This is a genomic window from Streptomyces sp. NPDC001270 (genome assembly GCF_042896695.1).
Lineage (GTDB): Bacteria > Actinomycetota > Actinomycetes > Streptomycetales > Streptomycetaceae > Streptomyces.
Window position 1 is genome coordinate 369,475 of the sequence record NZ_JBIAXM010000005.1, and the last position, 13,773, is coordinate 383,247.

The following is a 13,773-nucleotide window of genomic DNA, read 5'->3' on the forward strand; positions in this document are numbered from 1 at the left end:
CGACTTTGGTCACTTAGCGTTGCGAACAGGTAACCGTGCCATAACGGCGATCCAGGGCCCCAGCCCGACACGCCGGGCAACTCGGCAAGGTTGTGGCAGGCTGCACCCGGGCAGGCCACACTCGACTAGCGGAAGCAGCGACGCACGTGACGTCGGCAGGCACCACCCGGGAGGTTCCCATGCCCGAACTGCGTGTCGTGGCCGTCTCGAATGACGGCACACGGCTGGTGCTCAAGGCTGCCGATTCCACGGAATACACCCTTCCGATCGACGAGCGGCTGCGCGCCGCGGTGCGCGGCGACCGCCCCCGGCTCGGCCAGATCGAGATCGAGGTGGAGAGCCATCTCCGCCCCCGTGACATCCAGGCGCGGATACGCGCCGGCGCGACCGCGGAAGAGGTCGCGCAACTCGCCGGCATCCCGGTCGACCGCGTACGTCGGTTCGAGGGCCCCGTGCTCGCGGAGCGCGCCTTCATGGCGGAGCGGGCCCGCAAGACCTCGGTACGCCGCCCCGGTGAGAACTCCGGCCCGCTGCTCGGCGAGGCCGTCCAGGAACGGCTGCTGCTGCGTGGCGCCGAGAAGGACACCGTGCAGTGGGACTCGTGGCGTCGCGACGACGGCACCTGGGAGGTCCTGCTCGTCTACCGGGTGGCGGGTGAACCGCACTCCGCGAGCTGGACGTACGACCCGCCGCGGCGGCTCGTGCAGGCCGTCGACGAGGAGGCGCGCTCGCTGATCGGCGAGTCCGACGACCTCGCCGTACCGGAGCCGAGCTTTCCGTTCGTGCCGCGTATCGCCCGGCTGCCGCGCGAGCGCGCGCTGGACCGCTCCCACGACCGGGAACGGCCGAGTCTGCCGGCCCCGGCGCCCGAGCCGGCCGAGGAGAGCACGAGCGAACGCGACTCGCTGACCAGCCTGCTGGAGGCGGTGCCGAGCTTCCGGGGCGACATGGTGGTGCCCGAACGCCCGGCGGAGCCCAAGGAGGAGCCCGTCGCGGAACCCGCGGCGGAGGAGCCCCCCGCCCCGGCGGCCTCGGCCGGTTCCGCGTACGCGGACGTCCTCATGCCACGCTCCGTCGGCAGCCACCGCGACCGCCTGGTCGGCGCCACCGACCGCCAGGCCGAGGCGGACGGCGTCCGTCCGGGCCGCCGGGCGGCCGTCCCCAGCTGGGACGAGATCGTCTTCGGCACGCGGCGCAAGAAGCAGGAGTAGCCCCGAGCAGCGGGAGCAGTCCGGGGCGCACGCCGGAAGCCACCGGGAGCGGTCCCGCCCGAGGCCCGTACCCGTGGCGGCCCGGCGGGTTCCCATCGCGACCCCGTGGAGCAGTGCCAGTGATCTGCCCGTCAGTGATCTGCCCGTAGTGGGGGGGGGGGGGGGGGGGGGGGGGGGGGGCCCCCCCCCCCCCCCCCCCCCCCCCCCCCCGGGGGGGCCCCGCCCCCCCCCCCGCCCCCCCCCCGCCCCCCCCCCCCCCGGGGGGGGGCGGGGGGGGACCCCCCCCCCCCCGGGGTGCGTGGGCCCTGTAACGGGGCGTCCTTTGGGCGGGGGGGGGGCCGTGGGGGGGGGGGGGGGGGCGGGGGCCCCCCCCCCCCCGCCTCCTCCACTGTCGTCACTGCGGGTCGGGTCCCACGGCGACCGGCCGGGACGGATCGGCCGACCACTCCGACCACGACCCCACGTACAGCTCCGCCGGGATCCCCGCGACCGCGAGCGCCAGCGCCTGGTGGGCCGCCGAGACTCCCGAGCCGCAGTACACGCCGACCTGTGTCGCGGCCGAGACACCGAGCGCGGCGAACCGCGCCGTCAGCTCGTCCGCGGGCCGGAACCGGCCGTCCGGCCCCACGTTCTCGCTGGTCGGCGCGGACACGGCACCCGGAATGTGCCCGCCGACCCGGTCGATCGGCTCGACGTCGCCCCGGTACCGCTCCCCCGCGCGGGCGTCGAGCAGCACCCCGGACCGGGCCAGCGCGGCGGCCCCGGCCGCGTCCAGCAGCCCCGCCGGCCGCGGCACCGGCTCGAAGTCGCCCTCGGCCGGCTCGGGGACGTCGGCCGACAGCGGTCCCTCCCAGGCGGACAGCCCGCCGTCCAGGACCCGCACGTCCGGGTGCCCGGTCCAGCGCAGCAGCCACCAGGCACGGGCCGCCGCCCAGCCCTGACCGCCGTCGTACACCACGACCGGCCGGTCGGCCGACACGCCCGCCCGGCGCATCGCGGCGCCGAACTCGGCCAGGTCGGGCAGCGGATGCCGGCCGTGTTCCCCCGGGGCCGCGGCCAGTTCCTCGTCGAGGTCGACGAAGACCGCGCCGGGGAGGTGCCCGGCCGCGTATGCGGCCCGGCCGTCGAAGGCCGTCGCGCCGTTCGCCCCGGGCACGCTGAGCTGCCAGCGGACGTCGAGCAGCACGGGCGGACGGTCCGCGGTCAGGTCGTGGGCGAGTCGGGATGCGCTGATGATGACTTCCATGGCCCCCATCCATACGCCAGGGGTGGCCGCGTCGTCCAGGTCCGGCTACTCTGCTCCGCCGGACAGGCTCGATCACGAGGCGTACGGGACCGGGCACGTGCTGTACAGCTGATGGACACCCGACGGCAAACACTCGATAACGGGCGGGAAACGACAGATCAGGCATTCTCCCGGCAGTGTGCCGTCGGGTGGTGACGCAGCCGTGCCACGTGCAGGCACGGAGGGTGTGAGCACTGGCACGGTGCGTGCACGCCGCCGCGGCACACCGGTTCCGCCGAGCGGAAGCGACACGGCCACCGCCAGGGGGCCGGGGAGAGGGTGACGATGACCGAGTCACGGGGGTCGGCCGATTCGGCCGGCGGCGCGCACGCCCGGCGTGCGCCCGGCACACCCTGCTGGGTGAGTCTCATGGTGCACGCGCTGACGGCGACGGAGGATTTCTACGGCGCGCTGTTCGGCTGGGAGTTCCAGCCCGGACCGCTGCAACTCGGCCCGAACGTGCGGGCCCTGCTCGACGGGCAGGAGGTGGCCGGCATCGGCCAGTTGCCGCCCGACCGGCGGCTGTCCGTTGCCTGGACGCCCTACCTGGCCTCCGACGACGTGGACCGGACTGCGGAAACGGTACGGCTGTGCGGCGGCACGGTCGGGGTCGGTCCACTGGACGCGGACGAGGCCGGGCGGATGGCGATCGCCTCCGACCCCACGGGAGCCGTCTTCGGGGTCTGCCAGGGCACCGCCCGCCTCCGTACGGCGGTCACCGGGGTACCCGGCACGCCGGCCTGGAACGAACTGGTCACCTTCGAGACCGCGAGCGTCGTCAAGTTCTACGAGTCGGTGTTCGGGTACGAGCAGGATCCGGTGGTGTCCGCCGACTTCGACTACGTGACCCTGCACGTCGACGGCCGGCCGGTGGCCGGCGTGCACGGTGCGGGACAGCGGCTTCCGCGCACCCGCGGGCCGCACTGGCTGACGTACTTCGGGGTCGGCGACACGGACGCGACGCTGCGCCAGGTCGTCGACCTGGGCGGCGGGATCCTGAAGCCGGCCCACGACAGCGCGCACGGGCGGGTGGCGACCGTGACGGACCCGGAGGGCACGGTCTTCTCCGTGATCCAGAGCCCGCGCTGACCGCCGGCGGCCGGCCCCGCCCGCCGGTTCAGCCCTGTTCCGCCGCGCAGCCGCCCAGGACCAGGGCGAGGAGGCGTTCGGCCTGCTCGCGCCGGGCCGGATCGCCGGCGACGAGGGCGACGCCGACGAGCGCGGCGAGCAGGTCGGTCGGGCGGGTGTCGGGCCGTACGGTGCCGTCCGCCGTCGCGGCGGCCACGAGCGAGGTGAGGGCGGTCACCAGCAACTCGCGGCTGGCGCAGGGGCGGACGCCGAAGACGACGACGGTGCGCAGCGCGTCGGCCATCCCGGGCCGGAGGCCGGCGTGGTCGAGGAAGCCGCGCGTCCAGGCGCGGAGCGCCTCGTGCGGCGGCATGGCCGCCGCCGGTGAGGCGGCCGGTGCGGACGGCCGGCAGGTCGTGTCCCGAGATCCGTCCGCCCTGTTTGACCACCCGGCCCGCGATCAGCACGGTGTGGGCGTTCTCGTTGTCGGCGAGGGTGATGGCCGCCGACAGGTTGTTCACCGGCAACAGGTTCGGCCGGTCGGCGTCGACGACGTGTGCGTCCGGTACGGGGAGGTATTCACCGACGGCCACGATCGTGCCGTCCTCCACCAGCACGTCGCCGCGCGGGAGTTCACCGATCCGGGGGCGACGGTGCAGACGATGCCCCCTTGCTGAGCGTTCTGTCTGTCACCTTTGACCTCCGTACGGTTGCTCGAAGGGCCGCGGGTCACTGCCAGGTGCGGGTGTCGGCGGGTACGTCGCCGATGGTGAGCACGGTGCCCGCGGTGATGAGGGCGAACGCCTCCGGGGCGAGGTCGGCGACGGCCTTCTTGAGCGGGAATCCGCTGCAGTGCATGGGGGCGATCAGCTGCGGTTCGTAGGCGGCGAGCGCCTTCGCCGTGTTCTCGATCCGGCCCGCGCTGATGCCGGGATGACCGGTGTGGAACCCGCCGAGCACGCCGTAGACCTTCTCGGTGCCGGTGAGGGCCCGCATGTGTTCGACCGAGCTGACGACGCCGCGGTGCCCGCACGGGTCGATGACGATCAGCCCGTGGCCTTCGACGTCGATGCCGAGGACCTGGTGGTCCTCGATGTCGTCGGCCTCCACACGGCCGTCCGCGTGGACGCACAGGCGTCCGGCGGGGGCTTCGAACTCGAAGTCGGCGGTGGTCCGCATCTTGCCCGAGGTGCGCAGGCCGGGTCCGAGCGGGACGGAGCCGCGGGCCTCCATCGGCTGACCGCCCGATGCCCTGATTCCCTCCCGTGTCAGCCCGATATTGATCATCGGCAGGGTGGTGTGCGGTGTGACGATCATTCGCGGGTCGAACGCGTCCGGATGGACGACGACCGGGGTCGGGTGGCCGATCGCCCCGAGGACTCCGTTGATGCCGCCGAAGTGGTCGGGATGGCCGTGGCTGAGGACGACCGCCTCCACCTCGTGCAGGTCGACGCCGAGGTGCCGGGCGTTGTGCAGCACCACCTCGGAGGTCAGCCCGGCGTCGAACAGGATCGTGCTGGAACCGCTTTCGGTGAACGTCTCCACGAGGAAGCACAGCCCGTTCTCGGCGAGCAGTTCGCCGTAGCGCGAGTTGAAGTGCTGGTCCATGGTGTAGCGGCGGATGCCCGGGGTCGAGGGCAGGAGGATGTCGATGAAGTTCTCGTCGAGAACGGTGATACGGGCGCCTGCGCAGCGTGTCATGGTGTCGCCTTCCTCGGTGGTTGCGGACGGCCTCAGGGAACGACGACGACGCGGCCGGAGACCCCGTCCGCCACCGCGGCATAGGCTTTGGGGCCCTCGTCGAGGCCGAACCGGTGGGTAACCGGCAGCGGGCGGAAGTCGCCGCGCTCGAAGTAGGGGGTGAGCAGGGCCAGCCGTTCGGCCGACTCGGTGACGTCGAGCTTGCGGCTGTCCGCACCGAGCATGCGGGCCTCGCGGCGGTAGAAGTCCGGCAGGTGGATCTCCACCGTCGGGGTGCCGACGGCGCTGATCACCACGAGCCTGCCCCGGTGGGCCAGCGAGGCGAGGGCCGCGGCGGTGGTGATCCCGCCGACGGCGTCGTAGACGACCTCGGCTCCCCGGTGTCCGGTGTGCGCCAGCAGTTCGCCGGCCAGTGCGGCCGGGTCGGGGGTGAAGGGGACGAACTCGTCGATGATCTCCGCCGCCCCGGATCGGGCAGTTCGGCGACGCCCAGGACTTCGGGACCGCCGAACCGGTCGAAACGTAGCGCGCGCACGCGGATGTCCTTTCTGGACGGGTGTTGGACAGGGGAGTCCGGTTCCGCGGCGTCAGCGGCGGTCCGGGGCGAGGACGAAGGTCCACTCGACGGTCTGGAAGGGTTCGGACATCACGGTCCCGTCCGGCGCCGTCTCCCCGGCGTCGTGCTGGACGAAGTCGGCGACCAGCGAACTCTTGGCGCCGAACACCGCGTCCCGTTCCAGATAGGGGTCGTCACCCCGGAACAGCATCGTGACCAGCGACTCGTGGTCTTTCGCGTGCAACCAGAAGTGGATGTGCTCGGGCCGCATCGGGGAGCGGCCGGCGGCGCGGAGGATCTCGCCGCAGGGGCCGTCGGTGGGCACCGGGTAGTACCGCGGCACGATCGAACGGAACCAGAACCGGCCGTCGTCGTCCGTCGCCAGCAGCGCCCGCATGGCGGTCTCGCCGTTCAGCCTGTCGGCCTGCTGTACGTCGTAGAAGCCTTCGCCGTCGCTGTGCCAGGTGTCCACGTACGCACCCGCCACCGGCCGTCCTTCGGGGTCCACGGCCCCACCGCTGAAGAACAGCGGCATGCCCGTGACGCCGCCGGAGATGTCGGCGCCGTTCTCGGCGCGGGGCCGGCCTTCCACGTAGAAGGGCCCGAGCAGGGTGGAGTCGGTGGCCGAGCCGCGTGCGTGGTTGATCTGGTCGACCAGCACGCTCAGTCCCAGGATGTCCGAGAGCAGCACGAACTCCTGCCGGGTGGGGGGCGACAGGTGGCCGACCCGTTCCAGGAAGTCCACCGCGGTGAACCATTCCTCGCTGGTGAGGCGCGTCTCGCGGGCGACGTCGTGCAGGTGCTGGACCAGGCTGACAACGAGTTCACGCAGGCGCGCATCACGCGCCCCGGCGAAGGTCCCCTGCACCGCGGCCGTGATCGTTTCCTCGGTCAGATCGATCGCCATCGCTCGTCTCCCTCACGCGGATCTGCTTCTCGACCTGTGGCGAAAAGCATGACCCCGGCAGACATATCTCGTCCAACAAAAAGACCCGATGGAGACGATCTCGATGTGAGATAATATGTGGGTGGAACTACGGCAGCTTGAGTACTTTGTGGCCGTCGCCGAGGAGCGCAGCTTCTCCCGTGGCGCCGAGCGGGTCCATGTCGTGCAGTCGGCGGTGTCGACGGCGGTCGCCAAACTCGAACGCGAACTCGACATCCAGCTGCTCGACCGTTCGCGGTACCGCATCGCGCTGACCCCGGCGGGCGCCCGGTTCCTCACCGAGGCACGCGGGACGCTCGCCGCGGCCCGGCGCGCGAAGAACTCCGTGGACCAGTTCCGCGAGCACCTCAGCGGCAGCGTCGACCTGGGCACGCTGATGTCGTCCGGGCCACTCGACCTGCCCGCCGCCCTCGGCCGCTTCCACACCGAATATCCGCTGGTCTCGATCAGGCTGCACCAGAGCGTCGCCGGCACCGCCGGGCACCTGGCCGCCATCGCGGACGGTTCACTGGACCTCGCCCTGGTCGCCGCCACCACGGCACCACCGCAGATCGCCCTGCGGCCGGTCGCCCGTGAACCCCTGGTCCTGCTGTGCCGGCCCGATCAGCGGCTGGGCTCCCGCAGCCAGGTCCAGGTGTCGGACCTGGCCGGGGAGACGGTCGTACGATTCGCGGCGGGCTGGGGCATCCGCCGCCAGACCGACGACGCCTTCACCACCGCCAGGATCGACGTCGACGCTCCTTACGAGGTGGCCGACTACGACACCGCCGCAGGACTCGTCCGCAACCGGCTCGGCGTCACCCTGATGCCCGCCACGGCGGCCGGCACCTACCCGGATCTGCGGACCCTTCCGGTCACCCCCACCATCACCTGGACGCTGGCGCTCGCCACCCAGGCCCAGTTCCCCGCGACACCCGCGGCGACGGCGATGGCCGACACCCTCCTCGAAGCGTGCCGGCCCTTCCTGACCGCGGAGGAACTGTCCTCCTACGGGGGCGCCGACTCCTAGGCAGTCCGTGTCGGTGGGCCGACGGGAGGGCGTGGCGACGAGGCGCACCTGGCCGGACAAGACCCATGGTCAGGGACGGTGCGAACGGACGGCAGGACCGCGGGGCGGCACCACCTGTGTCCGCGCGCCTGCGGCTCAGGACGATGCGACTGCCCACGCCGGCGCTCTATTTCCGAGCCGGTCCGGGCCAGCCCCACGCGATGTCGTCGACCGCGAGGAACGGCTCGTCGACCACGGTCGCGGGAGTCAACCCGGTGTACGCCATGACGTCCCGGTGCAGATGCGACTGGTCGGTGTAGCCGCTGTCGGCCGCGACTCCCGCCGCGTTCTGCCCCGCGACCAGGCCGTGGACCGCGTGGTCGAAGCGGACCAGCTTCGCGACGCGCTTGGGCGACAGACCGACCTGCGACCGGAACCGGGACCACAACTGTCTGCGGCTCCAGCCGAGTTCGGTCGCGACGCGCTCGATCCGGACCGTGCCCCGGCTGGCGTCGATCCGCCGCCAGGCCCAGGCCACTTCCGGGGCCACCCGCGACGACGCCGCACAACGACGGGCGAGCCACGCGTCGACCCACGCGAAGCGGTCCGCCCAGGACGGAAGGTCGCCCAGTCGCTCACTGATCCGCGCCGATTCCCGGCCCCACAGGTCGTCGAGGGTCACCGCGGTGGTGTCGAGGTCGGCGACGACCCCGCCCAGGACGGCGTGCGCGACCACCGGCGACAGGCGCACCTGTAGGCACTCGAAGGCGTCGACCCGCAGCGCGGCCAGGCGTTCGCCGAACCCGAGCCCGGTGACGAAGCTGCCGTGCTGCTGCCGACCGGTGGTGTCCTCCACGACGATCGTGCCGCCGAACACCAGGACCAGGGCGACGGCCGGATGCGGGATGAGCCGGAGACCGGGCGGGGTGATGCCACGGTCACGGAACCCGGCCATGGTGACGCCAGGCATGCGGATGGGACGTGCGGGACAGACGATGTCCCACAGCAGATCGTCCGTTTCGGCCCCCATTCCTCCATGTTACGGACGCCGGTCGCCGGAACATTTTTCCAAGCCACCGGGCAGCACCGCCGACCACACTGCCCGCATGACCGCTTCCGAGAACACGTCACACCTCGCCGCCGAGGAAACGACCCTGTCCCTGGCCGACGGTGAGATCCACGTCTGCCAGGACGGCCCGCTCGGCGCCCCCGCACTCCTGCTCATCCACGGGACCGGCGCGTCGGCTCGCTCGTGGGAGCCGATGGTTCCGCTGCTGACCGGCTCTCACCGGGTCATCCGGATCGACCTGCTCGGGTGCGGCCGGTCAGGCAGACCGGACGGCGCGAGCTACGCGGTCGACGACCAGGCCCGCCGGGCCGGCGAAGCGCTGGACCGGCTCGGCGTCGACCAGGCCGGCGTCGTCGGCCACTCCAGTGGCGGGGTGTTCGCCACCGCCCTCACCGAGCAACGACCCGACCTCGTGACCGCCGTCGTGCTCATCGACACCGGCCCCGACATGGCCGCCTACATCGCGAAGGAGGTCCCGTTCCGGACGGACTCGTGGACGGAGCTGACGGACGACCAGATTCGCCGGGCCGTGAGCGACGGATTCCACGAGGGCTTCGCGATTCCCCAGGATTTCGTGGACCAGTTCCGGGACATCGACTTCCACGTGTTCGGCGCGACGTCACGAACGATCCGCGCGTTTCTCGACGAGCGGTCGCTCCCGGTACGGCTGGCGCCGCTCGGCAAGCCGCTGCTGGTGCTCTTCGGAGCGGAGGACCGCAGGTGGCGCCCCACGTCCGCGGCCGACTACCGCGCCGTCCCGGGCGCGACGGTCAAGATGCTGCCCGGCATCGGCCACTCACCGAACCTTGAGGACCCGCCACGGACCGCCGCGCCGCTTCTGGCCTTCACCGAGGCTTCACCGCAAGTGGAATCATCGCGAAGGCGAGGTTGACCGCCAGCAGCAAGATCGGCGCCAGCTGACCGTCACCACCGGCCACACGTACTCCCACAGCACCAGCACCAGCACCAGCACCAGCACCAGCACCAGCACCAAGTACGGTCCCTTGAAGTACGGTTCATGGGGCACAAGGCGTCCTGGAAGTGGTACCGCTCAGCCAAAGGCAAAGGACTACGTCGGCATACACATCGGCAGGGGAACGGCACGCTGCCCACGTCCCGAAACCGGCCGGAAGTATGAGGAAACACCATCATGACCCACTTGGTCCCGCGAGCCTCACTCGTCGGATGCGCTCTCACGGCGTCGCTGCTGTGTCTCACCGCCTGCACATCAGGCAGCGAGGACGACACGTCGGCGAAGACGTCACCCTCATCCGTGCCGAGCGCGTCCCGGACGACCGCCGGTCCGTCCGAGCAGAAGCTCACCGAGCAGGCTCAGGCAGCTCTGGCCGCCGTCCAGGACGGGAAGATGGTCGAAGCCGGCGCGGAACGCGTCAGTGACGGCATCCACACCGAACCCACCTTGAGCGAGGGCAGGACCTACCGGCTCAACCTGGTCTGCTTCGGCAGCGGCAGCGCGAACCTCACCGTGACGCCAGAGAGCGAGGAAACACCGGTCCCGTGCGACCGGTCGGTGGTTCAGCAGCGCATCACGGTGAACAAGCCGATACGCATCGACGTCAACGGCACCAAGGGATCAAGTGGCGTGATCGCCTGGCAGATCGACGCCTTCTGATTCGGCCGGACCTGAGCGCTCCCGGCGTGATTCGCTGGGAGCGTTCGGCTCAACCCTGATCGCGTTGCCGTGCCGGTCGACGACGTAGTCGAGGTTCCACCGGAATGATGGCCAGATCGACGGAGCAGGAGAAGTTCTGGTTGTCGTCGCTTCTGAAGGACAGCCCGATCCGGTCATCCGAATTTGCCTCGCGTGACATGGCGGAACCGTTCTTTCCGTCCGCCACGACGAAGCCCCAGGTGCCGCTGTTCTCACCGGCAAGCGATGGCGTAACGGATGGCACCCGCCTCCGCACATGTGGAAGCCCGTGCCTCCCAGCCATGCGGAGACACCGACTTCCTGCCCGCCTCGCCATCTACGCGAGGAGGACCAGAGAACGTGCGTCAGGACACAGCAGGCAGCCGGCTCGGCCGGTAACTGCCGTGCCCGCTCCGGCCGGGGACCTCCCACCATGTGTCCTGGACTCCCAGACCCGCAACACCGCCACCACCCCCGGCCGCCAATGACCCGCATCAACTGTCCCGGCTCACCAGAAGTCCGCACCGGCTCTCACCAAAGGTCAACCCTTCGCAAAAGCCACCGTTTTCAGGGGCAAGTAGCTACTGTAGGTGCGGCTGCGTCTGATATAAGCCACCTCGGATGCGTGACCGGCGATGAGACAAAGGAGACATCTGGCCGTGGCCGCAAGTGAATATTCCGGTGAGCCTCCCCGAACGGTGGCGGCCATCACCGCCACCGATGTCGTCGGCACCGCGTTCACGGGCCGGGGCGCCGATCGCACCGCGGATGCGCGAACCCGGCAGGCCACAATCATCGCCCAGGCGGAGTCGGACCTTCCGGCAGTAGTACGGAGCGTGTACGCGGACCGACTGCGCTCCGTCGACCTGCGGGAGGGTGACAAGGAGAGGTACTTCGCCGCTACTGACCGCCAGGGCATGACCTTCACGGTTCGGGTGGACGCCGTCCCTCTGCCGTCGGGTACCGTCGCCCGCACGTATGTCAACACCACGACCGACAACCACATCGTGCAGCTGTCCGACTCCATGGACCCGAGGCAGGTCGGCCGGGCGTTGAGTCATGAGCTGGGTGAGACTCTCGCGGTGCGGGACCGGGCCCGCACGGGGAGGACCACCCACCACCAGGACTTCCTGAAGCGCGGCCGCGCAGCCGAGAGCGAGGGCGGGCTCTCGGACGAGGATCTCGGCAGGGTCGGAGAACTCAATTACCTCGCTGCCCGTATGAACGACCGCGCCCTGGGTAGCCGGCAGCACACTCAGGCACGCAGCGAATTCATCGCCCTGATGGACCATATGGGACTTCGCCCTCAAGCCTCGATCCGTGAAACCGCGAACCGCGCTGCGGAGCAGGCCGCCGCAGACCTGCGCAGGAAGGCGGCCCATAGGCACCTGTCCCTGACGGCGAAGAACGCAGTCCGGCAACTGGCCGCCCCCATCGAGCGCCTGGGCAATTTCGACACCCGTGCCGTACAGGCTTTCCATGCCCGCGCGCGGACAGCACCGCGGCGCGTTCCGCGAGCTGTCACGAGTCAGCCGACGCCGGGATTCAGGCCGGACGGTTCGCCCATTCCCCGCGAGGAACTCGCCGCAGCGGCGGGGCAGGCAGCCGAACAGCGCACCAGGGCCAGTGACCGTACCCTGGACGAGCTGCGAGCCGAGATCGCCCGAACAGGCGAATGGCCGAGCAGGCAGGTGATCATCGGCGGTGGGGCCAGCCTCACCTGCCGGACCTCCGACACACTTCTCATTGATGCGCGCGGCCGTTGGCACCTGGATCCCGGCGAGGGCATCGTCCAGTCCGCCGACCATGTGCGAGCCCTACCCGCTACCGGCATCGGCCACGCTCACCAGTTCGCCCAGCCCACCAGCCGGGTACCGATGCGAGCCATACAGCTGTGGCAGGACACCCTGGCCGCCCGCGGCCCGGTCGTCGACGGTCACGCCCGCCTTGTCCCCGGCAAGGACGGCCACCTCTACGCGCAGATCAAGCCCACCGACGGCTCCGAGCCCGTCCGCATCAGGGTCGAGGGCACACCGACCGTCGCCACAGGAGTGCCGCCCGAAGTGATTCCGGGTGTCGACTCCAGCGCTCAGACACTGTCCGAAGCCCTGGACGCCCTGCGCAAGCACCTTCCCGCCTCCCGTCCGGTGCGCGGGCTGACCTCGGCGACCACGGCGCAGGCCGCTCTGCGGATGCTGCGCGCCGGAGGCGTCCTCACCGCACTCCGCGAGGAGAAGCACGCACAAGGCGCTCTGCGCACTCTCGACGCCACCGCGGAGTGGGAATACGCCAGGGCGCAGGCTCCTGGGCGGGTCCTGCTGGGCGACGATATCGCTGACAATCGCAACCACTTCGACCCGAACGTCGTCAACACCTGGCTCATCACCGGTTCCGGCGGCAACGCCGCGGCCAACGCCGAGATCATCCTCAAGGCCAATCCCCACGCGCATGTGACCATCGTCGGTTCGCGTATTCCTCAAGTGTTGTTCGAGAACGTGCAGTTCAACGCAGTACGCAAGCTGTTCGACGCCGCACACGGCGGCGACGGCCGCCTGGCTATCAACGTCGCCCCGTCGAATCGGGTGGGAGCAGTGCAGATGAAGGCAGGCTCCCGTGGGCAGATCCATTTCCGGGAGGGGAACGTAGAGGCTGAGGCGTACGTCAGCTGCGTGGGCCGGACCGCACCATTGCCGCAGGCCGCGTCCGCACTGGGGAACTGGACCCGAGCCTGCGGTGGCCGGATCACCGGAGATCTGATGTTCAGCAAGGAACAGCAGTATCTCGGCTACGGCCTCACCTTCGAGGCCCGCGGACGACAACACCGCGTCGAAGTGACCGGCGCCGCCTCCCATCAGCTGCCCCGCAGCGTTTTCCGAGCAGAAACACAGTCCCTGCTCACCGCCATGGCACTGCGCGCAGTTCCTCCCCAGACCGGCAGTCCGCCCCCGGGGTTCGCACCGACCGCCTGGCAGGCCGCCCAGCTGGCCACAGCCCGTCAGCACCGGACTGTCGAGCTGCACAGCACGGTCCCGGACAGCTGGGGCATGCTGAATGTCAGTGCCGCTGCGCGCCGCTTCCTCCCCGACATCGCAACGGCCGGATCCGCTGCCCGCCCAGCAACTGCCCCCGGCCCTCGCCGCAGTTCCAGCAGCCGCGGATCCCAACACTCGCGGGCAGGCACTGCCAACAGCGCACCTGGCAGAGCACGGTGAGAGTCCTGGGAGGAGACGTATTGGTCTCCTCCCGTGGTGAAGTCGGCCCGAGTGTTTTGACTGAGACGTGTGCATCGTGAAAACGG

At 70.8% G+C, this 13,773-nt stretch carries 14 protein-coding genes and 1 pseudogene; 7 read left to right on the forward strand and 8 right to left on the reverse strand.

The window, feature by feature from the left end:
• Positions 1–179 precede the first annotated feature (179 nt).
• Complete coding sequence (gene sepH / locus ACFY2B_RS11575) at positions 180–1,211, forward strand: septation protein SepH (RefSeq protein WP_390762936.1); 1,032 nt, start codon at positions 180–182, stop codon at positions 1,209–1,211.
• 394 nt (positions 1,212–1,605) lie between these two features.
• Here sepH and ACFY2B_RS11580 read toward each other — a convergent pair whose 3' ends face one another.
• On the reverse strand, positions 1,606–2,457 hold the full coding sequence (locus tag ACFY2B_RS11580) for a sulfurtransferase (protein WP_390762937.1): 852 nt from the start codon (positions 2,455–2,457) through the stop codon (positions 1,606–1,608).
• A 324-nt stretch (positions 2,458–2,781) separates the two neighbouring features.
• On the opposite strand from ACFY2B_RS11580, the gene ACFY2B_RS11585 reads away from it, so the two are divergent.
• Positions 2,782–3,585, forward strand: a complete 804-nt coding sequence (locus ACFY2B_RS11585) for a VOC family protein (RefSeq protein ID WP_390762938.1) — start codon at positions 2,782–2,784, stop codon at positions 3,583–3,585.
• 28 nt (positions 3,586–3,613) lie between these two features.
• On the opposite strand, the gene ACFY2B_RS11590 is transcribed toward ACFY2B_RS11585, so the two are convergent.
• Positions 3,614–3,937: a hypothetical protein gene (locus ACFY2B_RS11590; protein WP_390762939.1), complete on the reverse strand. Its 324-nt coding sequence runs from the start codon at positions 3,935–3,937 to the stop codon at positions 3,614–3,616.
• Between ACFY2B_RS11590 and ACFY2B_RS11595 the strand changes: the two genes are divergently transcribed.
• Entirely contained in the window at positions 3,936–4,241 is a 306-nt protein-coding gene (locus tag ACFY2B_RS11595; protein WP_390762940.1) for a hypothetical protein, read from the forward strand. The genes ACFY2B_RS11590 and ACFY2B_RS11595 overlap by 2 nt on opposite strands.
• A 52-nt stretch (positions 4,242–4,293) precedes the next feature.
• Here the strand turns inward: ACFY2B_RS11595 and ACFY2B_RS11600 are convergent, their stop codons facing one another.
• The 3 genes and pseudogenes from ACFY2B_RS11600 to ACFY2B_RS11610 all read right to left on the reverse strand — a co-directional run bounded on the left by ACFY2B_RS11600 (position 4,294) and on the right by ACFY2B_RS11610 (position 6,728).
• Positions 4,294–5,265 (reverse strand): MBL fold metallo-hydrolase, encoded by a 972-nt coding sequence (locus ACFY2B_RS11600; protein WP_390762941.1) that lies wholly within the window; start codon positions 5,263–5,265, stop codon positions 4,294–4,296.
• Positions 5,266–5,297: 32 nt separating this feature from the next.
• Positions 5,298–5,753, reverse strand: a pseudogene (locus tag ACFY2B_RS11605) (zinc-binding dehydrogenase); the annotation flags it as partial.
• 99 nt (positions 5,754–5,852) lie between these two features.
• On the reverse strand, positions 5,853–6,728 hold the full coding sequence (locus ACFY2B_RS11610; RefSeq protein WP_390762942.1) for a dioxygenase: 876 nt from the start codon (positions 6,726–6,728) through the stop codon (positions 5,853–5,855).
• 121 nt (positions 6,729–6,849) lie between these two features.
• On the opposite strand from ACFY2B_RS11610, the gene ACFY2B_RS11615 reads away from it, so the two are divergent.
• Complete coding sequence (locus ACFY2B_RS11615) at positions 6,850–7,776, forward strand: LysR family transcriptional regulator (protein WP_390762943.1); 927 nt, start codon at positions 6,850–6,852, stop codon at positions 7,774–7,776.
• A 166-nt stretch (positions 7,777–7,942) separates the two neighbouring features.
• On the opposite strand, the gene ACFY2B_RS11620 is transcribed toward ACFY2B_RS11615, so the two are convergent.
• A complete protein-coding gene (locus ACFY2B_RS11620) occupies positions 7,943–8,785 on the reverse strand; it encodes a helix-turn-helix domain-containing protein (RefSeq protein WP_390762944.1) in 843 nt (280 codons plus the stop codon).
• A gap of 76 nt (positions 8,786–8,861) precedes the next feature.
• On the opposite strand from ACFY2B_RS11620, the gene ACFY2B_RS11625 reads away from it, so the two are divergent.
• The gene (locus ACFY2B_RS11625; RefSeq protein ID WP_390762945.1) at positions 8,862–9,716 is read left to right on the forward strand and encodes an alpha/beta fold hydrolase; all 855 of its coding nucleotides are present in this window, start codon (positions 8,862–8,864) and stop codon (positions 9,714–9,716) included.
• Here the strand turns inward: ACFY2B_RS11625 and ACFY2B_RS11630 are convergent.
• Entirely contained in the window at positions 9,696–9,851 is a 156-nt protein-coding gene (locus tag ACFY2B_RS11630) for a hypothetical protein (RefSeq protein WP_390762946.1), read from the reverse strand. The genes ACFY2B_RS11625 and ACFY2B_RS11630 overlap by 21 nt on opposite strands.
• Positions 9,852–9,974: 123 nt before the next feature.
• On the opposite strand from ACFY2B_RS11630, the gene ACFY2B_RS11635 reads away from it, so the two are divergent.
• Positions 9,975–10,457: a hypothetical protein gene (locus tag ACFY2B_RS11635; protein WP_390762947.1), complete on the forward strand. Its 483-nt coding sequence runs from the start codon at positions 9,975–9,977 to the stop codon at positions 10,455–10,457.
• A 49-nt stretch (positions 10,458–10,506) separates the two neighbouring features.
• Here ACFY2B_RS11635 and ACFY2B_RS11640 read toward each other — a convergent pair whose 3' ends face one another.
• The gene (locus tag ACFY2B_RS11640) at positions 10,507–10,740 is read right to left on the reverse strand and encodes a hypothetical protein (protein ID WP_390762948.1); all 234 of its coding nucleotides are present in this window, start codon (positions 10,738–10,740) and stop codon (positions 10,507–10,509) included.
• Positions 10,741–11,392: 652 nt separating this feature from the next.
• On the opposite strand from ACFY2B_RS11640, the gene ACFY2B_RS11645 reads away from it, so the two are divergent.
• Entirely contained in the window at positions 11,393–13,687 is a 2,295-nt protein-coding gene (locus ACFY2B_RS11645) for a hypothetical protein (protein ID WP_390762949.1), read from the forward strand.
• The last annotated feature ends 86 nt before the right edge of the window (positions 13,688–13,773 follow it).